We start from the raw sequence: 23,060 nt of genomic DNA, 5'->3' as shown, positions 1-23,060 counted from the left end.
CTGGGGCGCGTGGCTATCGCGCGCCCCTACCAACCAACTGGAGCGACGGAAATGGGTTTCCTCGATATCGACAACACAACAAAATCCTACGGAGCTGTCGAGGTTCTGCACAAGGTGGACATTTCCGTGGAAGAGGGCGAGTTTCTGGTCCTCGTCGGGCCATCTGGATGCGGCAAGTCCACGCTTTTGAATATGATCGCGGGGCTGGAAGACATCACCAGTGGCGAGATACGCATCAAGGATCAGGTGATGAACGGCGTGCATCCATCAAAGCGCAACATAGCCATGGTGTTCCAAAGCTACGCGCTCTACCCAAACATGACCGTGGGCCAAAACATCACCTTTGGGCTTGAGGTGCACGGCACGCCGAAGCCTGAGCGCGAGAAGGCGATGAAAGATGTGGCCAGCCTGTTGCAGATCGAACAGCTGCTTGATCGAAAGCCCGGGGCCTTGTCAGGTGGTCAACGTCAGCGGGTGGCCATGGGCCGTGCGCTGGTGCGGGACCCCGATGTGTTCCTGTTTGATGAACCGCTCTCGAACCTCGACGCCAAACTGCGCGTCGACATGCGCACAGAGATCAAGAAGCTGCACCAGAAGCTGGGAACCACGATCGTCTACGTGACCCACGACCAGATCGAGGCGATGACGCTTTCGACCCGCATCGCAGTTATGTATGGCGGCTATGTCCAGCAACTGGGCACGCCGCAAGAGATCTACGACAGCCCCGCGAATATCTTTGTGGCAACCTTCATGGGTTCCCCGGCGATGAACGTCGTACCTGCCAAAGTTGCGGTCGAGAACGGCAAGCCCGTGGCCAAGGTCGCGCTGCATGACGGGCGGCTGGCCACGTTGCCCTTTAGTCAGGAAAATATGGCGACTTGGGACGGCCGGGAGATCATGCTGGGTATCCGGCCTGAGACAATCACCGATGAAGACGCGGCAGACCGCAACTCCTCGAACATCGCGCGGATGGTCAACCGGATTGTGGTAACGGAGCCGGCGGGCTCAGACACGTTCGTGACCATGACACTTGGTGGAAAGGATGTAATCGCCCGGATGCGGTCCGACGCCGATGTGCACCCGGGCGCAGACTTCCCCTTCGCGGTGAACATGGAAAAGGCTGTTGCCTTTGACCCGGAAACCGAAATGCGGATCGCCCCCTGATGGACGCAGACGTCATCATAATCGGATCCGGCATGGGCGGGGCGACGCTGGCCGCAGCACTGGCCCCGACCGGCCGTCGGATCATGATCCTTGAGAGGGGCGAGCATCTGCGCGTTTCGGCTCAGGATCGCGATGCCGATGCGATTTTTGGGAATGGGACCTTTCGCCCGGATGAAGAATGGCTGGACGGACAAGACCGGCCCTTCAACCCCGGCAATTACTATTACGTTGGCGGAAACTCTAAGTTTTACGGCGCGGCGCTGATCCGCTATCGGGCCAGTGATTTCGATGCCGTGTCACACGCAGATGGCCAGACACCCGGATGGCCGATCACCTACGCCGATATTGAGGCGGATTATCAAGCTGCAGAAAAGATGTATCAGGTACGCGGCCTTGAAACGGATGATCCGACAGAGCCCGAACATTCCGGCGGTTATCCCTATCCCCCCGTGCCGGATGAGCCAGATATGGCTGCTTTGAGAAAGCGTTTGAAAGATGCAGGCCTTCGTCCATCTCATATTCCATTGGGCGTTGATCTGGGGTCATGGCTGGCCGCGGGCAAGACAACGTGGGATGCCTATCCCAATACTTGCGGCGCAAAAATGGATGCAGAAACCTGCGGTCTGACAAGCGCATTATCCCATGACAATGTGACCTTGCGGACGGGATGCACCGTTGATCGTCTGGAAAGCGATCATAGCGGTCACATAACAGCCGCCTACTTGGACAGAGGCGAACGCCTGACCGCGTCACTCATTGTCGCGGCAAGCGGTGCGGTTCAGACGGCTGCCTTGCTCTTGCGCTCGGCGAACGAGACCTGCCCGACAGGGCTGGCAAACCGGTCGGATCAGGTTGGCCGGAATTTTATGAACCACAACTGCTCTGCGGTGTTGGCCCTTCATCCGTTGCGCAAGAATCGAAGTATTTACCAGAAGACCCTGATGTTGAATGACTTTTATCACGCCTCCAACAGCCGACCCGCACTCGGCAATGTGCAGATGCTGGGCAAGATCACTGGCCCCATCCTTGCCGCAACGACGCCGCTGCCCCGCCCCGTCGCGCAGTGGATTGCAGCCCGCAGTTTCGACTTTTATGCCATGTCCGAAGACCTGCCAAACCCAGATAGCCGGGTGACGCTAAAGAACGGGCAGATCAAGCTCAATTGGCTGCGGTCGAATTGGGATGCCCATGTGCAATTGGTCGGCGAGCTCAAACGCGTGTTGCGGCGTGTTGGCTTCCCGGTCGTGCTAAGTAAGGCTTTCGATCGGCGCACGCCCTCGCATCAATGCGGCACGGCGCGCATGGGGGATGATCCGGTCACAAGTGTTGTCGACCGTCATTGCCGTAGCCATGATCACCCGAATCTTTTCATTGTTGACGCGTCGGTGTTACCGACATCCGCCGCAGTGAACCCGGCGCTGACGATCGCCGCGCTCGCCCTTCGCGCAGGGCGCCATATCGCCCAGACGGAGTTTGCCGCATGACCGCCCAAGGGTACGATTTCATCGTGATCGGCGGCGGCTCTGCCGGATCGGCCATTGCGGCGCGCCTTTCAGAAGACCCCAATGCCCGCGTCTTGTTGTTGGAAGCGGGCGGCAGCGACCGCCACCCGTTTTTTCACCTGCCAGCAGGGTTTGCCAAGATGACCAAAGGCATCGGGTCCTGGGGCTGGTCGACCACCCCGCAGAAGGCCATGCAAAACAAGGTCTTCACCTACACCCAAGCCAAGGTTATCGGCGGCGGATCGGCGATTAACGCGCAGATCTATACACGCGGGGCAGCCCAAGACTATGACGGCTGGCGGCAGATGGGCTGCGACGGGTGGAGCTATGAAGATGTGCTGCCCTATTTCAAGAAGTCCGAAGACAACGACACCTATAGCGGTCACTACCACGGCAAGGGTGGTCCTTTAGGCGTGTCCATGCCCGCTGCCCCTTTGCCAATCTGCGAGGCATTCATCGAAGCTGCCGGACAGGTTGGCATCCCCAAAACAACCGACGTGAACGGCGAAAAACAGGACGGCGCAGGCTACTATCAGCTGACCCAAAAAAACGCGCGACGGTCATCCGCCGCGATGGCCTTTCTGGGGCAGGCGCGGGGGCGGGACAACCTGACCATTCAGATGAATGCTCAGGTGAAACGTATTCTTGTCGAAAATGGCCGCGCGACCGGGGTCGAGATGGCTGACGGTTCTGTCATCACAGCGGACCGCGAAGTGATCCTATCGTCGGGGGCCATTGGCTCACCCCGATTTCTGCAACTATCCGGGATCGGCCCGGCAGACCACCTGCAAAGCCTTGGCATCAAGGTGGTCTATGACCAGCCGAATGTCGGTGCAAACCTACAAGACCATCTTGACCTCTATGCCATTTGTGAGGTCACAGGCCCTCACACCTATGACCGCTTTGCTAAACTACATCTGAGTGCACTTGCGGGGCTGCAATATCTGTTCACACGCAAAGGGCCCGTGGCCTCCAGCCTGTTTGAAACAGGCGGCTTTTGGTATGCGGATGACAACGCGGAAACGCCAGACATCCAGATGCATTTGGGCTTGGGCACCGGGATCGAGGCGGGCGTTGCGGCGATGCCAAATGGTGGCGTCACCTTGAACGCCTGCCACCTGCGGCCCCGGTCGCGCGGCACGGTGCGGCTGCAATCAGACAACCCCAAGGACATGCCGCTGATCGACCCGAACTACCTGTCCGACCCTTATGACCGCGAAATGTCGATCCGGGGACTTAAGCTGGTGCAGGACATCCTGTCGCAATCCGCGCTGAGCAAGTACATCCTGGCCGAGCGGCTGCCGGGCCCTGATGTCAAAACCGACGAGGACTATTTCAATTTCATTTGCGTCCACTCCAAAACCTCTCACCATTGTGCGGGCACCTGCCGGATGGGCGCGGATGAGGCTGCGGTTCTTAACCCCCGCCTCCAGTTCAACGGCATCGACAACCTGCGCGTGGCCGACGCCTCTGTCATGCCCACCGTCAATTCATCCAACACCAATGCACCCTCCATCATGATCGGCGAGAAAGCGGCCGACATGATCAAGCAAGACCAAGGAATGTCCCTATGATCCGCCACATCGTCCTCACCAAATTCGAGTCCGACGTCTCTGAGGACACCATCAAAACCATCTATGACGGCCTGTCTGCCCTCGCCGACAAACTGCCGGGTGCCGCCAATTTCACTGGTGGGCGATCCAAAAGTCCCGAGCAGATCGAACGCGGCTATATGCACGGCTTTGTCATCGACTTTGACAGCTGGGATGCCTTGCAAAACTACGCCGACAATGAAGAGCACAAAGCCCTCGGCAGCCAGTTGGTGGCGAATGCCATGGGCGGAGTCGACGGCATTCTGGTTCTCGACCTCGACGTGTAAGAAGGGGGCAAAGGAGATCCTCGCATGAAAAGTCGCCCCACCATTCTGGACGTCGCCAAACAGGCCGGCGTGTCAAAATCCACAGTCAGCCTCGTCCTGCAAGGCGCTGCAACGGTCAAGGATGAGACACGCAAATCCGTGCGGCAGGCGATGACGGAGATCGGTTACGTCTATAACCGGTCGGCGGCGACGCTGCGGTCGTCTACATCAGGGTTGATCGGGCTGGTAATCAACGACCTGCGCAACCCTTTCTTTACGGAGTTTGCTGCGCTGTTTCAGATGGAGCTTGCAAAGGCCGGCTTTGCCACCGTGCTGGCCAACACCGACGAAGACCCAAAGCTGCAAGGTCAGATGATATCGTCGCTGGTGGAACATGGGGTATCTGGCTTCATTATTTCTCCCGCCTATGGCGATGAAGCCGCAACCCTCGCGGTGTTAGACGCGGCCAACACACCGACTTTGCAGGTCTTCCGGACGCTTGAACGAGAGGGCGGCACGTTCCCACTTCTGGCACCCGACTACCTGACGGGCGGGCGCTTGGCGGCAGAACATCTGCTTGAGCAAGGCTGCAAAAAGATCGCTTTCCTTGGCGGGCTGGAAGGGCGTCCGGTGACGCGCGAACGCATGGCAGGCTATCTGTCGGTGTTGGAAGAGGCCGGGAAGGATCCGCTGATCCTCACCGGGCAATCCACCCGCGCGTTTGGCAAGTCGATGGCAGCACAGCTGCGCAAGGACCACCCAGACGCCGACGGTATCATTTGCTTCAACGATCTTGTGGCCCTTGGCGTGCTGGCAGCCTGTCCTGACCTTGGGATCAAAGCGGGCCAAGACCTGCGTGTGGTGGGATTTGATGACATCGAAGACGGCCAAGACAGCTATCCGCCCCTGACCACTGTCAGCTCCAACATCCCGGATTTTGCAGCATCAACCGCGCGCCAGATCGTCGCGTGGATCAAGGATGGCGTTGCCCCACCGCCCGAGGCGCGCAGCCCTGTGCGCTTGGTCATCCGCGCCTCCAGCGGCCTATAAAGAAAAGGACGAATGACATGACAGAGGTAAAGGTCGCCGTACTTGGCGCGTCTGGCTGGATGGGCAAGACCCACACCATGGCCTATCAGAGTTTCCCGCATTTCTTCGGGCCTGAAAGCGGCACGGCCCGCGTTGTTGCGCTGGTCGAAGCAAACCTGGAGGCGGCAAAGGGCCTCGCATTCCGCGCGCCGGGCGCGAAGGTCCTCGACAACTGGCAAGGCGCCGTCAATGATCCCGATGTCGACCTGATCGACATCTGCCTGCCGGACAACATGCATTACGAGGTCGCCAAGGCCGCTCTTCTCGCAGGCAAGCACGTCTATTGCGAAAAGCCACTGGCCGACACCGCCGCCCAAGCCCGCGAGCTGGCCGACATCGCTAAGGAGAATGGCCTGATCACCCGCGTCGGCCACTCCTTCCCCCGCAACCCGATTCATGACCGCGCGAAAGAGATCATCGACGCGGGCGAGATTGGCGAGATCAAGCTGTTCAAAGCCTGCCAGCATATCGACATCTATGGCAACCCGCTGGCCCCTTATATGTGGCGCGCCGATGGGAACCTCGCACCGACAGGCATCATCGGTGACACCGGCAGCCATGTTTTCAGCTTCATGGAATTTCTGGTGGGCAAGGTCTCATCCCTTATTGCGGACAGCTACGTCACCGTGCCCAAACGGCCCAAGGTTGACGGGCTGGGCTATGGCGACGACCCGCCGCCAGTCACGGATAAAACCGAATGGGGCGACGTGACCAACCCTGACGGCACCAACATCCTCTGCACCTTTGAAAACGGGGCCAAAGGCCTGATCGATTTCAGTCGCGTCGCCACCGGGCGCAAGTTCATGCAGACCTACGAGATCTACGGCACCAAAGGCAGCCTTGCATACACCTTCGACGAGGTGAACCGTCTGCGGTTTTATTCAAACGATGATGCTGTTGGCCGCCGTGGCTTTCGCGAGATTGACGTGGGCCCTGAGCATCCGACCTACGCGGCTTTCCTGCCGTTGCCCAATTTCGCGCTTGGATACAACGAAAGCAAGATCATCGAGATTGCCGAGATCATCAAATCCATCACCTCAAAAACCCCCATGTGGCCGACGTTCGAGAATGGCCATCACATTTGTCAGATCGTTGATGCCTGCATGGCGTCTTCAGACAAACGTGTCTGGGTCGATATCGCCTAAACCGAAAGACCGAACATGTCACTTTCTGTTCCACAGGACATCCTTGATGCGTTGACCGATGTGGTCATGCCGCGCCTGAACCCTGAGCCTGAGATGGCCGAGACGCTCCGCGTCGGCGGCTATGATGTGCCTGTCTATCGGACCGGAGCGCTCGTGATCGGCAGTGGCGCGGCGGGCCTACGCTCGGCGGTTGAGATGAAACGGCGCGGTGTGGATGTCACCATCATTAGCCAAAGCGCCTGGGGTGGCACGTCGGCCTGCTCTGGCTCTGACAAGCAGACGCTGCACACGGCCAATACCAAGGATCAGGGCGACAACTTTCAGGCAATGGCCGAGGCGATCCGCGCGGGCGGGGCCATGGACGAAGACACCGCCTATATTGAGGCGGTCGGATCGGTGCGCGCCATGGCCTCCTTGCAATATCTGGGCTTGCCTTTGCCGCAGGACCATCTGGGCGGCACGCTGCGTTATCAGACCGATCATGACGAGGTTGGTCGGGCAACCTCCTGCGGCCCGCGCACCTCGCGTTTGATGGTCAAGGTGCTGGCCGAAGAAGCGATCCGCCTTGATATCGCTTTCTTCAACCACACCACCGCGATCAGAGTGTTGAAAGACGCGCAGGGTGTGACCGGCCTCCTTGTGATCCGCCCCAAGGAAGGGACCGAGGCGAACCCCTACGGCCTCGCCCTTTATGCCTGTTCCGCACTGGTTTTTGCCGCCGGTGGTCCGGGCGAGATGTACCGCGACAGCGTCTTTCCAAACGGCTGCTTTGGCACGCTGGGTCTGGCGCTGGAGGCAGGGTTGGAACTGACCAACATCACCGAAAGCCAGTTCGGCATCGGCACCCGCCGCGAAGGGTTCCCGTGGAACCTGTCAGGCACCTATGTGCAGGTTATTCCACATATCTATTCGGTTGATGACGACGGCACGGAACATCACTTCCTCGCCGATTATTACCGAACCACGCAAGAGATGGCGTCGAACATCTTCCGCAAGGGATACCAATGGCCGTTCCACGCAAGCCGGATGTTGGATTTCCAGTCCAGCCTCGTGGACCTTGCCATCTTCCGCGAAAGCCAAAAGGGCCGCCGCGTCTTCATGGATTTCAACCACAACCCGGAGGCGATTGATGCACCCTTCAGCCTTGACCGGTTGGACGATGACGTCAGCCGATATTTGCGCAATGCCGGTGCGGATCATGCCCGTCCCATCGACCGATTGCGCCACATGAACCCGCTCGCGATCGAGCTTTACAAGCGCTACAAGGTGGACATCACGACATACCCGTTGGAGTTTGCCGTCAACAACCAGCACATGAATGGCGGGATCGCGGTCGACACTTGGGGGCGGACCAATGTCGCCGGCATCTACGCGGTGGGCGAGGCCTCAGGAACCCATGGCGTGACCCGCCCCGGTGGCTCGGCCCTGAATGCAGGGCAGGTCTTTGGGACCCGCGTGGCCGAACATGTCGGGGCCGCAGGCCATGCCGCCGCGCCGTCCCAAACCGACCTGAGGCAGGCTGCAAAGGCCGCCGTAGCAGAAATTGATCGTGTTCTCAGCACTGAGAGCGATATGGCGTGGAAGGACATCCGGTCCGATGTTCAGGCGCGCATGAGTAAGCACGCGGGCATTCTGTGTACAGCCGACGCCGTAGCTGGGGCATTGGCTGACGCCCGCGCGCTCAATTCACAGATCCGCGCCAAGGGCCTGACGGTGCCACGCCCTTCTGAGGCGGCCCGCGTCCTGCAATGGCAGCAAATGGCTTTGGCGTCCGAGGCGGTTCTTGCAGCGCTCGATCACTACATCGCACATGGCGGCGGTAGCCGGGGCGCGCGGGCGATCTGTGACCCTTCGGGCGATGCCTTGCCGCACTCCGTGCATGGCCCGCTGCCGGAGGTCCGGTTTCGCGCTGAACGAGATGCTGACAAACAGACCCAACTCCGGGTCCGGCTGGACGGGGCCGATATGATCGTAAAAGAGGTGCCAAATCGCGCATACGCAGGTGACAAATCGTTTTTTGAGCGCGATTGGCCCGCATGGCTGACCGGTGGCATCTACGACCAAGGAGCGGCCCCGCTATGATCCACTTTCGGTCAAACCTGACGGTCGCGGTGGGCGAGGCGATGATCGAGATGGCCGAGGCCGGGCCGGCTACCTACCGACGGGGCTTTGCTGGCGATACCTTCAACACAGCGTGGCATATGGCGCAGATCCTTGACGCCGCCTTGCCGGTGCGCTTTGTCACCAAGGTGGGCACGGACAGCCTGTCCTCAGATTTCATCAACCTGCTGGACGCGGACGGACTTGATATATCGCATATCGGTCGCGTCGCGGACCGCACGATGGGCCTTTACATGATTGAGCTCGATGGGGCAGAGCGCAGTTTCCACTATTGGCGCGACACCTCGGCGGCGCGTCTGCTGGCTGAGGATGAAGGATGGCTCACCGAGGCGCTGCATGGTGCCGGTCTGATCCATGTGTCGGGCATTACGCTCGCCATCCTGCGGCCTGACGCGCGCGCCCGGCTGATCTCGGCCCTGGCGACCGCGCGGACCACTGGCGCGCGGGTGTCATTTGACCCCAATGTGCGCCCGCGGCTTTGGCCCTCCCAGGAAGAGAACCGCGACGCGATGCAGGCTATGCTGAACGTAACCGACATTGCGGTGCCGAGCTTTGATGACGAAGCCGCACTATGGGGCGATGCCTCGCCTGCCGAGACGACCGCGCGGCTGCGCGACGCGGGCGTGGCGGAAATCGTGGTCAAGAATGGCGCGGCACCTGTGACGTTCTGGGACGGTGCGCAGGTCGGCGAAGTGCCTTGCGCGCCGGTTTCGGATGTCCGCGACACGTCTGGGGCCGGGGATGCCTTTAATGCGGGGTATCTCGCCGCGCGCCTTGCAGGTCATGACCCTTTGCTTGCTATTGCGTCCGGCCAGAAGATGTCAGCGACGGCATTACAGCATTTCGGGGCGCGCATTCCTGCCGGACAGGTCCCAGCCCTCGCAGGTTCAAAACCTCAGTTGGACGTCAGATGAGCATTTTTGAGACGCTTGCGAACTACCGGGTTGTTCCTGTCATCTCGATTGAAGATGCGAACGACGCCTTGGCATTGGCGGATGTGCTGATCGACGCGGGGCTACCGGTCGCGGAAATCACGCTTCGAACGGACGCAGCCATCAGTGCGATTGAGCAAATTGCAAAGCATCGTCCTGCCATGCTTGTGGGAGCGGGAACCGTTCTGGACGAAGACCAGTTGGGCGCAGTGCAAGCCGCAGGTGCGGCATTCGCGCTGTCTCCGGGACTTGATGTCGCGACAGTGGCGGTGGCTCAGACCATTGGGATTCCTTTCGCACCGGGTATAATGACGCCTTCTGACATACAGATCGCCTTGCGAGCAGGTTGCCGCATGGTCAAGTTCTTTCCCGCAACGGCTGCGGGTGGGTTGCCAATGCTCAAAAGCTTGGCAGACCCCTTTCGGCACACCGGCCTGACGTTTAACCCAACGGGTGGCATCACCCAAGAGACGACGACGGATTGGCTGGGTTATGGCCCCGTGAAAGCGGTCGGGGGAAGTTGGATCGCAAGACCCGAAGACTTGTCCAGTGGAAACTGGGACGCAATCTACGACCGAGCGAAGGCGGCCAGGGCGCTCGCCGGGACATCTACAAGGTCAGAGCATGAGGCCTTGGTATGAACCGCGTATTGGGACGATCTTTGACACAAATTTTAGTGCAAATCTGTCCGCTCTCTGTTCGCGTTGGTCAGACGTTTTTCACAAACTGCGTGTGTGGTGGATGTCGGCAAATGGAAATGCGACGCAGCCTCTACATCCAATGGTAGCAGCCCGCTTTTGCACTGGCCCCCGAACACCAACACCGCAGGTGTCACAAAAATCCTCTTTGAAATGGCGAGCGGCAGGACCGCTCGCCAAGTTTCATTAGATGTCGATGCGTTCGGCGATACTTAGAGCATCTTCGAGTTCGAAGCCAAGCTAACGAACCGTGCTGTCGACCTTGGTGTGACCAAGCAGCAGTTGGACTGCGCGAAGGTTGCCGGTTTTCCGATAGATTTCCGCCGCCTTTGTCCGGCGCAGTGAATGCGTGCCGTAACCGCTAGGCTCTAACCCGATCGCAGTGACCCAATCACGCACCAACCGTCCATATTGGCGGGTTGAGATGTGTGGACGGTCATGAAACCGGCTTGGGAACATGAACGGGCAGGCGAACATCTCGGGAGATTTGACCCAAGCCAAGACGGTTTCACGCGTGTTTTCCGTCATTTCAAACTGAACCGGTCGCTTGGTCTTGCTCTGTATGACCGATACGCGTTCCCGGACACGGTCATCTTTGACGAGGTCAGAAACGGCCAGTTTTACGAGATCACATCCGCGGAGCTTGCTATCGATGGCGAGGTTAAACAAAACCAGATCGCGCAGATAGCCCACCAGTTCGAGCCGAGTTCGGATCGCCCAGACCTGTTTTGGAAAGAGGGGCCGCTTCTGCCCGATGATACGCCCCTTGTTCCAGGCTCTGCGTTTCGGTGTGGTTGCAGGAAGTTGGACTCTTGGCATGATTTGCCCTCCGATCCACCCTCCAAACCCATTCACCGGCACCACGCCGGCATTGAGATTGTATCGTCAGTGGCAGGGGTAGTTGTTAAGAGCCGGCTGCCACGCCAGTGATGCATCTGCACCCGGCCGTATTTGAGGTTTAAGTGGAAAACGCTGCGCCGAATTCAAATGGCAGGTCCGCTGGTAAAGCCATGAAACGCAGACCTTGCGATGGCAAACCTTGCCGTCAGCTTCGACTCGCGGCCTGTCAATTGCTGTGCTGATCTTCGCTGCGCAGCGCGCAAATGGCTGGTTCTCTCGCCGCACCGCAACACCGAGATCCACGCAACTGCAGCAGTATTCATGCTGCGTGCGTACGCAGCATGAGAGCCAAATTCACACAATGGGCTCTAAGCCGCCATGCGGCAGTGCGGCAGCGTGTCCGCAGCAAAATTGCGCGAAAACCAAGGTTATCAACTGCTGGTGCCAGCCCAAACACGACATTCAAAATCCGACAAGTCACCGGGGGCGTCTAAGCAGGTCCGGCGGAGTGCAGACCTTCGCTGCACGAGCGAAGGCACAGCTTCGTTCCCGGTCAAAGCGGCCATTCAAACCCTACTAGGGCGGATCCCACTTGCTGAGCTGAGCACCAGCGTCGGCAATGCGCAGATAGCGACATTTGCAAAGCCACTTGATGCCCCTAAACGAATCCGGTCAATAGACAGCCGAGCGCGGGGCAACAAAAAGTAACTGGGAAATATCGGTTTACTTACTCTCAATTTGGCAAACGCCGTGCGCTGTTTCGACGCTTGAAACAATGTCCTTCAAGAAGGTCACACGTACCGCTTTGAAACAGGGAGCCGGGCTACACTCTTGATCTGGATGCTCGCCTTCCCGAACGTAAATCACACTGAAGTCAGGAAAAATTAAAGACCTACGGCCACCGTTCTCTATATTTTGAACCGCATCAGAAGCAGAAAAATCTTTAGTAACAGAAGCCAATCCACAATCTCCATCAGGCACTTTGCAAGACACTGGAAAGTAACAGCTATACATCGCTTCAGACTTGCTTCCATTGGCTGCAAAACACGCGCACAAACTCATCAGAGCTACTACATTTCGTCGCTTTGACATAACTTTCTCCAACAATCTTTTAGCCGATGCTCTCTGCAAGTTTGTGTCGAATTGCAAGGTTCACCTCGTAGGTAACATGGAACAGCTTTCTTTAGCAGCTCTGAACCGTGATTTCTTATGCCACAATGGAATAGAGGTTCGTCTTGCTTGATACACACCTTCAGTGTGAGCTAAACCTGTTTGAAATGGTAAGTTTGGGCTCTAAGTCTCCATGCGTCAGTGCGACAGCGTGTCCGCAGCGAAACTGCGTGAGAACCAAGGTGGTCAACTGCTGCTTTCAGCCCAAAGTGACCAATGTCAGACGAGCACTATCGGCAATGCGGCAGGCGCAAGCAGATTACCTCGACTTCCCGAAAGCTGACCTTCAAACGGGAAAATCGCGTTTCCAGTGGTCAAAGGCTGGTCTGAGCCCAGACCAACCGATGCTACGAGATGTACGAAGGTCAGCTTTCCATCAAATTGCGAGTTGGTTTAATCAATTATGCTCGATAGTAACTGCTCGGTCATTGATGACGCGTCAGACCAAGGGTAATCGGGGATAGTATTCGCACAAAGAGCGATACCGATCATTCCGGATAAGAGCGTATCGGTCCTAACGTCAGCTTCAAGATCTTCCGACATAACCTCTTGAAACAATTCCGAAAAAATCAAGAAGTGTGCCAATGTACCTTCGTCCTTAATAAACGTACTGACATCCGCCCGCGTCACATCGTTAGACATAAAGACAAGTCGAAAATGATCGGGGTGAATAATCCAATATTCGACAAAAGTTTGCGCAGCGGTACGCAGCCGTTCACGCGCTCCAACGACCGATTTCAGCTTTTTCTCGATATCACGAGACATGTCGCTGAGTACGTCTGCCCAAAGGAATCTTAGAATATCCGTCTTGCCCTCGAAATGCGCATAGATTGTCATCGGGGCGCAGCCGACCTCCTTGGCTAAACGGCGCATTGAAACCGCTCCGAAGCCCTCCGCTCGGTAAATCTCAAGCGCGTGCTTCCCAATCTTTGATCGGAACTCCTGAATTTCAGCCTTGGTGCGGGTTGGCCTGCCAGCAGATCTAGCCATGGTTGGACCCTTTCAAGATTAATATAGAACGCGTACCAATTAATGCTTGCCCTTGCAAGATAGAAATAATATAGAACGCGTGCCAAATATTAATCACCCATCGGGTATGCATTGAGGAAAAGTGACATGCACAAGACAAACTTACTGAACGCGGTTGTTGTGATAATTGGCGCTGCCATTATCTTTTTGGGACTGAATATCGGCCTGGGCGGGATTAAGACACTGGGGTGGCAATCGACGCGCGATTTTTTTGCGATCACGGATGCGGCAACCTTTCAAACCCAGGACAGCCACATTCGATTCATCGGCGGGGTCTGGTTCGCAGTCGGCGCTGTGTTTGTGATCGGCGGCTTTGCTCTACGCAGGCTTCGCCCGACACTGATTATTCTGTCGGCTATGATCGCAACCGCGGGACTGTTTCGACTGAGTTGCATGGACACTGAGGTCCTATTTAGTGCTGCCATTGCCCCGTCACTGATATTCGAACTGGTAGGTTTTCCGCTACTTGCTTGGTGGCTGATGGCGTCCAGCAAAAGCGATGCGAAGATTATCAAGGGTGTGCAATCCCAATAGCAGGCCTTCATGCGCCTAACCTGTTTGTCCGCTCAGCCGTCCTTGAGACCTGACAGTAGCGAGTTTGGCAATCAGGGATTGCCTAACGTCCGGATTGTGTCCAAAACAACGGATGCTGCGCTACGAATATAGGTCTCCAACAAGCTTTAATGTCAGCTTTACTGAACAGCGATAGATAGCGCGTGAATTGGCGCCAGCCAAATGGGTCTAGAAAAAGTTATGCCTGTAGAATTTACAATCTTCCCCCAACGCGGCCTTGTTGTGGTTCGATACTTTGGCTACGTCGCTATCAACGATACGTTAATTGCAACGGAAACCTACGTTTCGCATCCAGACTATGTCGCGGGCCAAAAACAACTGGTCAATATGACCGAGGTCACTGGTTTCGAAAAAGACTATGTTCAGTTTATGGGTATGCAGGCCCGATTAACAGAACGGCTTATTCGATCTAATTTGCAATCGCTTGTCGTATACATCGCACCTACGAACATAAGTCGAGAATTGAGTGCTGTGTTCGTACGTTCCTGGAGTGACGTAGGTACTGTTGTACCGCTAGTCCAAGATTCTGAAGCCGATGGGCTCGCCCTTTTGGGGCAGCCAGAAGAAACACTTGATGTTCTGCTGGCAACATTGGCGAATTGATCCGAATTTGGCAGAAGTTCAATTCACGGCGTTTTGGCCACGCGCTGATGAATGGCGCGGTCGTCGGCATTCCCGCCGCTGGTGCATCACGCAGCATTGGTCAAAGTGGGCTCTGAGCGGACCTCGGAGGCCGTGCAGCATCCTGTGATATGGTGGTCAGGTCAACGTCGGGTTGTCGCCGTGGGAGGGAGTGGCGGATCGGAGGATCCACCATGCAAACACCAAACTTACCCGCTATTCGAGCATGTCGCCCTGCCTGGAACAAAGGCCGCATTGTCGGGCAGAAACGCCCACTATTGCCTAAGCATGTCTGGGCAATTCGCGTCCGACTTGAGATCGCTGAAAATCACCGCGACCTCGATTTGTTCAATCTTGCCATCGACAGCAAACTTCGGGGCTGCGATCTGGTCAAACTGAAAGTCGCGGACGTGCACGCCGCGGGTCAGGTTAAGGAGCGGGCGTCAATCATCCAAAGCAAGACCCAGAAATCTGTCCGCTTTGAGATCACCGAGGGAACACGAAAGTCCATATTGAGATGGATGGAAGAGCCGCTAATGATCGGCTCCGAATTCCTATGGCCAGGGCGTTTCCATGAACGGCTGCACATTTCGACAAGGCAATATGCGCGATTGGTACGTGACTGGGTGAAATCAATCGGTCTGGAGCCGAGCGCTTATGGAACACATTCAATGCGGCGGACAAAGGTTGCGCAGATCTACAGGAAGACCGGCAACCTGCGCGCTGTTCAGCTCCTGCTTGGACACACCAAGATGGACAGCACAGTCCGATACCTCGGTGTCGATCTGGAAGACGCTTTGTCAATCGCCGAGGCGGTAGAAATTTGAAGGCAATGGGCCGTCTTCGCGGACGTTAGATCACAGCGCAGCTAAGGTCTGCATCGAGCCCAACTGGGCCCTAATTTGCAACGCAGCGAATGGCTGCTTCTGCAACTTGCTCGAAGATCGCTCGGTTTTTTGACGTCGAAGCCACGATCATGCCGCCTTCAAGGGCGGCAACGATCAGGTTAGCGGTTTCAGCAGCATGTTCGACGCCGTGTTCGGTCAGCAGCGTTTCCAGCCAAGCCTTGTTCATTTCAAAGAACGCTTTTGTACGTGCGTTCACATTTTCCGGCAGTCCAATGGCCTCGGCGCCCATTACGGCGCAAAGGCAAATGGACTCCCCCAACACAAGCGCCTTTGAATAGAGCCCCACGAAAGCGTCCAGCGCCGCGCGCAGCTCGATTTGGTCGATCCTGTCGAGTTCTTCTTTAAACTGCTCCGCGTAACGCGTGACGAGGGCCTCACCGAGGTCTGGCTTGGTCGGAAAGTGGTAGTGCACGCTTGCGCTTTTGATTCCCACGTCTCTAGCCAGATCGCGGAAACTCATCTCGGCAAAGCCCACGCCTCGCACACGCTTCTCGGCGGCCTCAAGAATTTTCTCTTTCATTGTCATGGGCCTACACTCATTTACCTATCGATTGATAGATAGCCGTTGACAGAAGCAGGGTCAACCTCTAATTCAATACCTACCAACTGATAGGTAGATGCAGAAAGGAACTCTGACAATGGCTACTGGAAACCAACAAAAGCGCGTGCTGCTTGTGATGTCGTCGGTCGACGAGATGGGCATTTCGGGTAAGCAGACCGGCACCTGGTTCACCGAACTGGCGGCGCCCTACTACATCCTGACCGAAGCTGGATATGAGGTCGTCTTTGCCTCGCCCGAGGGCGGCGCGGCGCCGATTGATCTGCTCTCGATGAAAGCCCCCTTCACGACGGAATACACCGAACGCTTCTTCAATGATCCTGTGGCGATGTTCGCGGCTCAGAACACTCGTAAGCTGCGCGAGATCGACTACTCGACCTTCGACGCGCTCTTTGTGCCGGGCGGCTATGGACTGATCTGGGATCTGGCGAGCGACAGCTACGCGATCAAGATGATCCGGGACTTCTACGAAAGCGACCGGCCCGTGGCGATGGTCTGTCACGCGCCCGCCATCCTGCGCGACATCAAGCTCTCGAACGGCGAGTACTTGGTCAATGGCGTCGATCTGACTGGCTTTAAGAACGCCGAGGACAGCGAGATCGAGCTTCTGCATCACCTGCTGTTCTCGCTTGAGGACGAGCTGAAGGGCCGCGGTGCCAACTATATCAGCAAGGCCAACTGGGAGGCCAACGTTGTCGAGGACGGCGCGTTGATGACCGGTCAGAGCCCTGCCTCTGCACCGCCGCTCGCCGAAGCGCTCAAAGCGCGTTTGGCGGCATGAACGACACCCCATCGGGGCGGTAACAAATGCCGCCCCGGTGCCTCAATGAGCGGATCATCGAAGAAACTGTCGCGGACTTTGAGCAGTTTGACATCGACCTTATTCTGCCGGGGCATTGCACCGGCTGGCGGGCAACGAACGCCCTTGAACGGTCCTATGGCGAGCGGGTGGTGCCCATCGCTGTAGGTATGAAAATCAACCTTTGAGAAAGGTGACAGAAATGGAACTCAACGCAAACTTTGACGAACGCGCCGTCGTGCATTCAGATCAGGAGCCCTGGGTCGCCTCGCCGATGAAAGGGGTGGACCGTCGGATGCTGGACCGGATCGGCGACGAGGTCGCACGGGCCACCACGATCGTGCGTTACGCGCCCGGCAGCGCCTTCTCTGCTCACACCCACACAGGCGGTGAGGAGTATCTGGTGCTCGATGGCGTCTTTCAGGACGAACATGGCGATTTCCCCGTTGGCACCTATGTGCGCAACCCGCCGACATCGTCGCATACCCCCAGTTCGGCCCCAGGCGCCACGATTTTTGTCAAACTCTGGCAATTCAACATGGACGACCGCAATCAAGTGACCATCGACTCGATGGCCGAGACGCCGCAGCCCGTCCGCGACGGCGTGGCCGAAATCCCGCTGTTTCAAGATGCTCGCGAGCGCGTGCGCATTGAGGTGTGGGACGCCAATGCCTCCATTGCGGACAACGACCACAAGGGGTTCGAGGCGCTGGTGATAGAGGGCACATTTGTCGAAAGTGGCGAAGAGTTTGCGAAGAACTCTTGGCTGAGGCTTCCCGCGGGTATGCCATTGAACGCAATCGCAGGTCCGGAAGGTGCACGCCTCTGGATCAAATCTGACCATCTGGCCGAGGCACCAACCGCGCCCACTTAACCGGAGGAAAACGACATGGCTGCTCAAAGCGCATCCCTCGCGATTGTCGCGGGGGCCGGGGCAGGGCTTGGCCGAACCTTGGTCTCAAGCTTCAATGACAATGGCTACATCGCTTTTGGGCTGAACCGTACGGTGCCCAACGGCGCCAAGGAGACGATCCTAGCTGTGGATCTCGCGAACGCTCATCTCACCGCGCGCAAATTGCTCGATCTGAACGGCACCCATGGCGCGCCCAAGCTGGTGGTTCATAACACAGCCAAGTTGGTGATTTCTGACTTTGAGAACACCTCGGTTGACGACTTCGAAGCAACCTGGCGGTCGATGGTTCTTTCGGCGGTGAACCTTGCCAAGGGCGTGTTGCCCGGCATGGTCGAAACCGGCGGTGGAACATTCATCGTCTCGGGCGCGACGGCCAGCTTGCGCGGGGGCAAGAACTTTGCGGCGTTCGCTGCTGCAAAGGCCGCGCTTCGGGCGCTGACACAATCATTGGCGCGGGAATACGGGCCGAAGGGCATCCACGTGGCACATGTGATCCTGGACGGGATTGTCGACACCGAAGCCAGCCGAGATCTGCATGGCATGGACCCCGCCCGGATGATGAAACCTGAAGACATCGCGCAGGTCTATCTGGACCTCGCCAACCAACCGAAATCTACTTGGACCCATGAGCTGGATCTCAGACCTATGGGGGAGGCATTCTGATGCAAACAGACATTCTCATAGTGGGCGGCGGCCTGTCAGGCCTCGCTCTGGCGGATCACTTGGCCCAGCAGGGCACTGACTTCTTGCTTGTAGAGGCGCAGGAACGCTTGGGAGGTCGGATCATGACCAAAGACATCGCGGGTGGCCGGTTCGATCTTGGCCCAGCCTGGTTTTGGCCTGGCCAACCGCGCATGGCCGCACTTTCCCGGCGGTTCAACATCCCCGTCTTCGAGCAGTTCTCAACCGGCGATCTGATGTATCAGGACCAAACAGGTGCCGTTCAACGCGGGCGGGGCTATGCCTCGATGCAAGGGTCGTACCGCTTGGACGGCGGGATGGGCGCTTTGATTGATGGGCTGGCCAATTCGTTGGATGAAAACAAGATCCTCACGAACGCCAGGCTCGACACGGTTGCCCATGGCTCGGACGGTATAACAGCGACCGTCATCCAAGATGGGTCAGCGACAACCATTAAGGCACGTCAGATCATTCTGGCTGTTCCGCCACGCGTGGTTGCGGACAACGTGACGTTCGAGCCCGCACTGGATGCCGCGCAACTTCAATCGCTCAAGAATGTCCCCACATGGATGGCGGGTCAGGCGAAAATTGTTGCCGTCTATGACGAGCCGCACTGGCGCAACGCTGGCCTCTCTGGCGACGCGATGAGCCACTGCGGGCCGATGTTCGAAATCCACGACGCCTCGCCAATGAACGGTGGGCCTTACGCACTGTTTGGTTTTGTGGGCGTGCCCGCGGATGCCAGAGAGGTTCATCGGGACGAGGTGATGAAGCTTGCCCAGGAGCAACTCGTTGCGCTGTTTGGCCCCGAGATGGGCAACCCGCGCGACTTGATCCTGCAAGACTGGGCGACCGTTCCCGAGATCGCCCGCGCGCAAGACCGACGGCCCGTCAGCCGCCACCCAAGCTATGGCTTGCCGCACGAATTACGTCCGTTGGCGCAGAAAGGCCTCTACTTCGGCTCCACGGAGACCGCCCACGGCTATGGGGGCTTCCTTGAAGGCGCGCTGGAGACAGCCGAAGGACTGTCCAAGACCCTCCCTTTGGTGGCGTCTATGAGTGCCTAAAGACAAAATGCTAGCCCCCGAAGCGGACATTGCTCAAATGTCGGCAGTGTCCGCACTGCCGACCTATAACTCGCCAAAATGCTGCACCCGAGCGCCAACGGCAGCTTTAGGAAAATTGCAATGCAGCGTTTTGGCTTCCCGCTAGCGACAGTAGTGGGCCGAAAGGCGAACTTTGCAAAGTCAGCTTCCTGCGCATCGCTGCCATTGGTGGCTCACGCAGCATCCGGCACTGCTGCGGTTTAATATTGAACGGCAGCTCTCGGGGACTCGACCTTAGAGCTTTGCGTCTGCAGCAGAGAACGTTCTGAGCCTAATGTGAATGTCCTGAAAGGGCTGGCTCCAGCAGTTGATAACCTTGGTTTGCGCGCAGTTTTGCTGCGGACACGCTGCCGCACTGCCGCACTGCCGCATGGCGGCTTAGAGCCCAATTTGTACCTTGGAAATTCTCGCTTCGCGCGCTCACAGCATCGATTTTTCGTCATCGGCAGTATGTAGAAATCACGCGGATCGCAAATTGTGTTGCTTCTTGGAATGGTCTTCCCTTGCCATCCTTAATCTTCGGTTTGCGTATGCGCATAAACAGTGTTTCTTGACACACCTAGTTTACGCGCGGCCAAAGCGATATTTGCGTTGCATTCCATAAAGACGCGGTTGATTTCGCGGCATTTGGCTTCTTTGGCGTTGTTGCCTTTGCACTTTGGACATACCGCGTCGCGCAATTCGTTTCGCAAGATGTATCGTTGGACATGCTCAGCCCGCAATACTGTGGCGGGGCATTGAATGGCCAACGTGGTCAGCGGTTTTTCCAAATCGTAAAACGTATTTGGCGCATGCAGATCGAAAATAGCATCAATGGCAGACCGCGACAGCTGATGATCCGTTGACAGCCGCGACATCATGGACATCGCGATAAAGGACGCATCCGTGCGGCCACTGAGGGTGGGCAGTTGGAATTCCACCTGACGCAGTTTTGCGAAGGTCATGGAGACGAATTTTGACCAATGGGCCTGCTCTTTTGGATCTTCGCTTTCGACAACCAAAATGGACCACTTCGCCGAAGTTTTATGTTGTAGCAAACGATTGATCAGCTGCGCAAGCTGCTCGGAGGCCCGGCCAGTTGCTTGTGACAGGTCTTCTAAGACCAGCATCCCGCCGGTTTCGATCAGGAAGCGACTGTTCTCATCTCCGCCAAAAAGCTCTCCAGTCAGGCCATCGCTTTCGGCGTTGATGTTAGCCGCGCGGCAATCGACCGCAATCAGCGGTTTGTCAGGGCAGCTAGCTTGGTGCACCGCCTGCGCAAAAGTTGTGCGCCCTGTACCCGATGCGCCGATCACATATTGCGGGGTCATCATTTTGGCAGACCGAATGGCAAGTTTCAGGCTATTGAGCACTTGCTGATCCCTGAACACCGGCGTGTCAGGAAGCCCTGGGACCTCATACGTTGACGGGAGATTGAGTGGGAGGTTTTGCGTGTTAGCGCCCGAGGACAAGCGAGAAAGACGGATGCGCGCAAAGAAGGCCGAGTTTAGCCAATCAACTAAACGGACCGTTTCGCCACCGCGCATTGCAGAAAGGTTTGATCCGAAATCCGTGCGAAACAGATCGCGGAATTTCGACAAGGTGGCAAAATCGAGACCATTTAGAAGTTGGACGGCTCGGCGGTTTGCCCCAAGGATTTTGCCCTCTTCGTCAAAGCTGATCATGCCTACGCTTTGAGTCTTTAGGTATTCCTCGCGCGGGTGAAATTGCACAATGATGTTGGCGCGATGGTCTTCGATAAACAGGCGGTTTTCGATATTGGAGGCTGCGAGTTCGACCAAGGCCTGCGTATGAAATTGCCGAGCGGCCACTTCTGATGACGCATCCAGCAGCCCGACAATCTGCCCTTGGCTGTCAAAAATTGGCGTGGACACGCAGGACACCTGTCCGTGGCTTGAAAAGTAGTGCTCAGAGCCCGTGACCATACTGGTGCGCCCAGTATAAAGCGCCAAGCCCAGTGCGTTTGTCCCGCGATGCTCTTCGTCCCAGATGGTTCCGCAACGCACAGCACGGGCACATTTTGAAAGACTAAATTCGGTGTCCATAATGGCGTCCAACACAACGCCACGGTTGTCGGCGAAAGCGGTCATATGGTTGGTGCCCGCGATCTGGGTGCTCAGCAGTTCCAATTCTGGGCGCACCACCATTAGCAGCTTTTCGTGCTGTTGCCGCGTTTCGCGCAGTGCTTGGATTCCGATGTCGCCATCCAAAGGCTCCCCCGTTGGATCTAAGCCATGCTGCAAGCATCGATGCCAACTGTCCGCAATATGATCGGGGACAGCACCGGCAGCAAACCTACCCTTTGTTTCAAGCGCTGTACGCGCTTTCATAAACATAGACTGCACAACGTCCTCCCAGCGTTGGTGCTTACAATTACCATAAAGACGAACCAAGTTCACCGGATCAACCCAAGTGTTCACTAAATGAACACCGTTTTTCGGGCGCCCTTCAAAATCTGAACACCCCAATAAAACCTAGCCCGATCCCAAAATGTTCAATTGGTGTCACGAAACGTCGAACGCTCATGTTGAGCAAAGGAACACGACGTGCGGTCGCCATTTTGGCGACTTTGGGAGGAAGATTTATGTCTCAAGGTAAACTGATTGGCAAAACTGCAATTGTGTCTGGCGGCTCGCGCGGCATCGGCCAGGGCATTGCGCTGGCCATGGCGCATGAAGGCGCAGACATCGGCTTTTGTCATTTCCAAGATGATGAGAACGCCGCAAAGACAAAAGCGCAGATCGAAGCGCTGGGTCGCAAGTGTTTTACAGCAGAATGTGACGTGTCAAATGTGGCTGCGGTACAAGACTTTTATCAGTCCGCGAAGGCGTCGCTTGGAGATGTTGACATCTTGGTCAACAACGCCGGCCACAATATCACTGAAAATTTCGAAGACATCAGTGAAGACAGCTTTGATCGAATGTTGAATGTGCACGTCAAAGGCACCTTCTTCATGGCGCAAACCGCCTATCGTGACATGAAGCAGCGCGGCGAAGGTCGCATCATTAATATCACGTCTCAGCTCGCTTATAAGGGGGCTCCAACCCTGACGCACTACTGCGCAGCCAAAGGTGCGAACGCGACACTGACTCGCGCGCTTGCGCTTGAATCCGCAGGCACTGGTGTTCTCGTGAACGCTGTTGCGCCCGGTGTGACCAACACCGATTTGCTGACACCCCTGTCTGACGAACTCCTGAATACGCTGAAAGACGCAATCCCGCTGGGCCGCTTTGCTGAGGTCAGCGAAATCGCCCCTTCTGTTGTGTTCTTGGCCTCTGAAGAGGGCAGCTTCTTCCACGGCAGCTGCATCTCTCCGAACGGTGGCGAGGTGATGTTCTAAGGCCATTGGTCG

General features: G+C 57.1%; 22 protein-coding genes. 18 read left to right on the top strand and 4 right to left on the bottom strand.

What is annotated here, in order from left to right; all coding sequences use genetic code 11:
* The first annotated feature begins 51 nt into the window (after nt 1-51).
* Genes SIB38_RS00520 through eda form a run of 9 tightly spaced genes read left to right on the top strand, consistent with a single transcriptional unit; the run spans nt 52 to nt 10,452 of the window.
* Nucleotides 52-1,164 (top strand): ABC transporter ATP-binding protein, encoded by a 1,113-nt coding sequence (locus SIB38_RS00520; protein ID WP_412551115.1) that lies wholly within the window; start codon nt 52-54, stop codon nt 1,162-1,164.
* Nucleotides 1,164-2,648 carry an FAD-dependent oxidoreductase gene (locus tag SIB38_RS00515; protein ID WP_412551114.1) on the top strand — a complete coding sequence of 495 codons (1,485 nt, stop codon included), beginning with the start codon at nt 1,164-1,166 and terminating at the stop codon, nt 2,646-2,648. The genes SIB38_RS00520 and SIB38_RS00515 overlap by 1 nt, the downstream gene beginning before the upstream one ends.
* Nucleotides 2,645-4,240 carry a GMC family oxidoreductase gene (locus SIB38_RS00510; RefSeq protein WP_412551113.1) on the top strand — a complete coding sequence of 532 codons (1,596 nt, stop codon included), beginning with the start codon at nt 2,645-2,647 and terminating at the stop codon, nt 4,238-4,240. Before SIB38_RS00515 ends, SIB38_RS00510 begins: the two co-directional genes overlap by 4 nt.
* The gene (locus SIB38_RS00505) at nt 4,237-4,545 is read left to right on the top strand and encodes a Dabb family protein (protein WP_412551112.1); all 309 of its coding nucleotides are present in this window, start codon (nt 4,237-4,239) and stop codon (nt 4,543-4,545) included. The genes SIB38_RS00510 and SIB38_RS00505 overlap by 4 nt, the downstream gene beginning before the upstream one ends.
* 24 nt (nt 4,546-4,569) lie before the next feature.
* Nucleotides 4,570-5,574, top strand: a complete 1,005-nt coding sequence (locus tag SIB38_RS00500) for a LacI family DNA-binding transcriptional regulator (RefSeq protein ID WP_412551111.1) — start codon at nt 4,570-4,572, stop codon at nt 5,572-5,574.
* Between the two features lie 17 nt (nt 5,575-5,591).
* Complete coding sequence (locus tag SIB38_RS00495) at nt 5,592-6,758, top strand: Gfo/Idh/MocA family protein (RefSeq protein WP_412551110.1); 1,167 nt, start codon at nt 5,592-5,594, stop codon at nt 6,756-6,758.
* 15 nt (nt 6,759-6,773) lie between these two features.
* Nucleotides 6,774-8,840 (top strand): FAD-binding protein, encoded by a 2,067-nt coding sequence (locus tag SIB38_RS00490; RefSeq protein WP_412551109.1) that lies wholly within the window; start codon nt 6,774-6,776, stop codon nt 8,838-8,840.
* Entirely contained in the window at nt 8,837-9,793 is a 957-nt protein-coding gene (locus tag SIB38_RS00485; RefSeq protein ID WP_412551108.1) for a sugar kinase, read from the top strand. The genes SIB38_RS00490 and SIB38_RS00485 overlap by 4 nt, the downstream gene beginning before the upstream one ends.
* Nucleotides 9,790-10,452 carry a bifunctional 4-hydroxy-2-oxoglutarate aldolase/2-dehydro-3-deoxy-phosphogluconate aldolase gene (gene eda / locus SIB38_RS00480; protein ID WP_412551107.1) on the top strand — a complete coding sequence of 221 codons (663 nt, stop codon included), beginning with the start codon at nt 9,790-9,792 and terminating at the stop codon, nt 10,450-10,452. Before SIB38_RS00485 ends, eda begins: the two co-directional genes overlap by 4 nt.
* A 297-nt stretch (nt 10,453-10,749) precedes the next feature.
* Here the strand turns inward: eda and SIB38_RS00475 are convergent, their stop codons facing one another.
* Together SIB38_RS00475 and SIB38_RS00470 are read right to left on the bottom strand one after the other, a co-directional pair.
* Entirely contained in the window at nt 10,750-11,328 is a 579-nt protein-coding gene (locus SIB38_RS00475; RefSeq protein WP_412552007.1) for a tyrosine-type recombinase/integrase, read from the bottom strand.
* A 1,584-nt stretch (nt 11,329-12,912) separates the two neighbouring features.
* On the bottom strand, nt 12,913-13,509 hold the full coding sequence (locus tag SIB38_RS00470; RefSeq protein WP_412551106.1) for a TetR/AcrR family transcriptional regulator: 597 nt from the start codon (nt 13,507-13,509) through the stop codon (nt 12,913-12,915).
* Nucleotides 13,510-13,635: 126 nt separating this feature from the next.
* Here SIB38_RS00470 and SIB38_RS00465 point away from each other — a divergent pair, with 126 nt between their 5' ends.
* The 3 genes from SIB38_RS00465 to SIB38_RS00455 all read left to right on the top strand — a co-directional run bounded on the left by SIB38_RS00465 (nt 13,636) and on the right by SIB38_RS00455 (nt 15,569).
* On the top strand, nt 13,636-14,082 hold the full coding sequence (locus SIB38_RS00465) for a DUF4345 domain-containing protein (protein ID WP_412551105.1): 447 nt from the start codon (nt 13,636-13,638) through the stop codon (nt 14,080-14,082).
* 219 nt (nt 14,083-14,301) lie between these two features.
* On the top strand, nt 14,302-14,724 hold the full coding sequence (locus tag SIB38_RS00460; protein WP_412551104.1) for a hypothetical protein: 423 nt from the start codon (nt 14,302-14,304) through the stop codon (nt 14,722-14,724).
* Between the two features lie 212 nt (nt 14,725-14,936).
* On the top strand, nt 14,937-15,569 hold the full coding sequence (locus SIB38_RS00455; RefSeq protein WP_412551103.1) for a tyrosine-type recombinase/integrase: 633 nt from the start codon (nt 14,937-14,939) through the stop codon (nt 15,567-15,569).
* A gap of 70 nt (nt 15,570-15,639) precedes the next feature.
* On the opposite strand, the gene SIB38_RS00450 is transcribed toward SIB38_RS00455, so the two are convergent.
* Entirely contained in the window at nt 15,640-16,170 is a 531-nt protein-coding gene (locus tag SIB38_RS00450) for a TetR/AcrR family transcriptional regulator (protein ID WP_294119305.1), read from the bottom strand.
* A gap of 118 nt (nt 16,171-16,288) precedes the next feature.
* Here SIB38_RS00450 and SIB38_RS00445 point away from each other — a divergent pair, with 118 nt between their 5' ends.
* The 5 genes from SIB38_RS00445 to SIB38_RS00425 are packed head-to-tail and all read left to right on the top strand — an operon-like array spanning nt 16,289 to nt 19,669.
* Complete coding sequence (locus tag SIB38_RS00445) at nt 16,289-16,990, top strand: type 1 glutamine amidotransferase domain-containing protein (RefSeq protein ID WP_294119306.1); 702 nt, start codon at nt 16,289-16,291, stop codon at nt 16,988-16,990.
* Nucleotides 16,991-17,016: 26 nt separating this feature from the next.
* Nucleotides 17,017-17,196: a hypothetical protein gene (locus SIB38_RS00440; RefSeq protein WP_412551102.1), complete on the top strand. Its 180-nt coding sequence runs from the start codon at nt 17,017-17,019 to the stop codon at nt 17,194-17,196.
* 14 nt (nt 17,197-17,210) lie between these two features.
* A complete protein-coding gene (locus tag SIB38_RS00435) occupies nt 17,211-17,882 on the top strand; it encodes a cupin domain-containing protein (protein ID WP_294119309.1) in 672 nt (223 codons plus the stop codon).
* 15 nt (nt 17,883-17,897) lie between these two features.
* Nucleotides 17,898-18,584 (top strand): SDR family oxidoreductase, encoded by a 687-nt coding sequence (locus SIB38_RS00430; protein ID WP_294119310.1) that lies wholly within the window; start codon nt 17,898-17,900, stop codon nt 18,582-18,584.
* Nucleotides 18,584-19,669 (top strand): flavin monoamine oxidase family protein, encoded by a 1,086-nt coding sequence (locus SIB38_RS00425; RefSeq protein ID WP_294119311.1) that lies wholly within the window; start codon nt 18,584-18,586, stop codon nt 19,667-19,669. Before SIB38_RS00430 ends, SIB38_RS00425 begins: the two co-directional genes overlap by 1 nt.
* A 551-nt stretch (nt 19,670-20,220) precedes the next feature.
* On the opposite strand, the gene SIB38_RS00420 is transcribed toward SIB38_RS00425, so the two are convergent.
* The gene (locus SIB38_RS00420) at nt 20,221-21,951 is read right to left on the bottom strand and encodes a sigma-54-dependent Fis family transcriptional regulator (RefSeq protein WP_412551101.1); all 1,731 of its coding nucleotides are present in this window, start codon (nt 21,949-21,951) and stop codon (nt 20,221-20,223) included.
* A gap of 341 nt (nt 21,952-22,292) precedes the next feature.
* On the opposite strand from SIB38_RS00420, the gene SIB38_RS00415 reads away from it, so the two are divergent.
* On the top strand, nt 22,293-23,048 hold the full coding sequence (locus SIB38_RS00415; RefSeq protein WP_412551100.1) for an SDR family NAD(P)-dependent oxidoreductase: 756 nt from the start codon (nt 22,293-22,295) through the stop codon (nt 23,046-23,048).
* Nucleotides 23,049-23,060 lie beyond the last annotated feature (12 nt).

It is taken from the genome of Shimia sp. MIT910701 (assembly GCF_047126315.1).
Taxonomy (GTDB): domain Bacteria; phylum Pseudomonadota; class Alphaproteobacteria; order Rhodobacterales; family Rhodobacteraceae; genus Shimia.
Note: the sequence above shows the minus strand (reverse complement) of the source record. Positions and strands in the feature narration are given on the sequence as shown.

What these genes read in the sequence shown, in the direction of transcription:
- SIB38_RS00520 (WP_412551115.1), top strand. Translation starts at nt 52, where the DNA reads ATGGGTTTCCTCGATATCGACAACACAACAAAATCCTACGGAGCTGTC.
- SIB38_RS00515 (WP_412551114.1), top strand. Translation starts at nt 1,164, where the DNA reads ATGGACGCAGACGTCATCATAATCGGATCCGGCATGGGCGGGGCGACG.
- SIB38_RS00510 (WP_412551113.1), top strand. Translation starts at nt 2,645, where the DNA reads ATGACCGCCCAAGGGTACGATTTCATCGTGATCGGCGGCGGCTCTGCC.
- SIB38_RS00505 (WP_412551112.1), top strand. Translation starts at nt 4,237, where the DNA reads ATGATCCGCCACATCGTCCTCACCAAATTCGAGTCCGACGTCTCTGAG.
- SIB38_RS00500 (WP_412551111.1), top strand. Translation starts at nt 4,570, where the DNA reads ATGAAAAGTCGCCCCACCATTCTGGACGTCGCCAAACAGGCCGGCGTG.
- SIB38_RS00495 (WP_412551110.1), top strand. Translation starts at nt 5,592, where the DNA reads ATGACAGAGGTAAAGGTCGCCGTACTTGGCGCGTCTGGCTGGATGGGC.
- SIB38_RS00490 (WP_412551109.1), top strand. Translation starts at nt 6,774, where the DNA reads ATGTCACTTTCTGTTCCACAGGACATCCTTGATGCGTTGACCGATGTG.
- SIB38_RS00485 (WP_412551108.1), top strand. Translation starts at nt 8,837, where the DNA reads ATGATCCACTTTCGGTCAAACCTGACGGTCGCGGTGGGCGAGGCGATG.
- eda (WP_412551107.1), top strand. Translation starts at nt 9,790, where the DNA reads ATGAGCATTTTTGAGACGCTTGCGAACTACCGGGTTGTTCCTGTCATC.
- SIB38_RS00475 (WP_412552007.1), bottom strand. Translation starts at nt 11,328, where the DNA reads ATGCCAAGAGTCCAACTTCCTGCAACCACACCGAAACGCAGAGCCTGG.
- SIB38_RS00470 (WP_412551106.1), bottom strand. Translation starts at nt 13,509, where the DNA reads ATGGCTAGATCTGCTGGCAGGCCAACCCGCACCAAGGCTGAAATTCAG.
- SIB38_RS00465 (WP_412551105.1), top strand. Translation starts at nt 13,636, where the DNA reads ATGCACAAGACAAACTTACTGAACGCGGTTGTTGTGATAATTGGCGCT.
- SIB38_RS00460 (WP_412551104.1), top strand. Translation starts at nt 14,302, where the DNA reads ATGCCTGTAGAATTTACAATCTTCCCCCAACGCGGCCTTGTTGTGGTT.
- SIB38_RS00455 (WP_412551103.1), top strand. Translation starts at nt 14,937, where the DNA reads ATGCAAACACCAAACTTACCCGCTATTCGAGCATGTCGCCCTGCCTGG.
- SIB38_RS00450 (WP_294119305.1), bottom strand. Translation starts at nt 16,170, where the DNA reads ATGAAAGAGAAAATTCTTGAGGCCGCCGAGAAGCGTGTGCGAGGCGTG.
- SIB38_RS00445 (WP_294119306.1), top strand. Translation starts at nt 16,289, where the DNA reads ATGGCTACTGGAAACCAACAAAAGCGCGTGCTGCTTGTGATGTCGTCG.
- SIB38_RS00440 (WP_412551102.1), top strand. Translation starts at nt 17,017, where the DNA reads ATGCCGCCCCGGTGCCTCAATGAGCGGATCATCGAAGAAACTGTCGCG.
- SIB38_RS00435 (WP_294119309.1), top strand. Translation starts at nt 17,211, where the DNA reads ATGGAACTCAACGCAAACTTTGACGAACGCGCCGTCGTGCATTCAGAT.
- SIB38_RS00430 (WP_294119310.1), top strand. Translation starts at nt 17,898, where the DNA reads ATGGCTGCTCAAAGCGCATCCCTCGCGATTGTCGCGGGGGCCGGGGCA.
- SIB38_RS00425 (WP_294119311.1), top strand. Translation starts at nt 18,584, where the DNA reads ATGCAAACAGACATTCTCATAGTGGGCGGCGGCCTGTCAGGCCTCGCT.
- SIB38_RS00415 (WP_412551100.1), top strand. Translation starts at nt 22,293, where the DNA reads ATGTCTCAAGGTAAACTGATTGGCAAAACTGCAATTGTGTCTGGCGGC.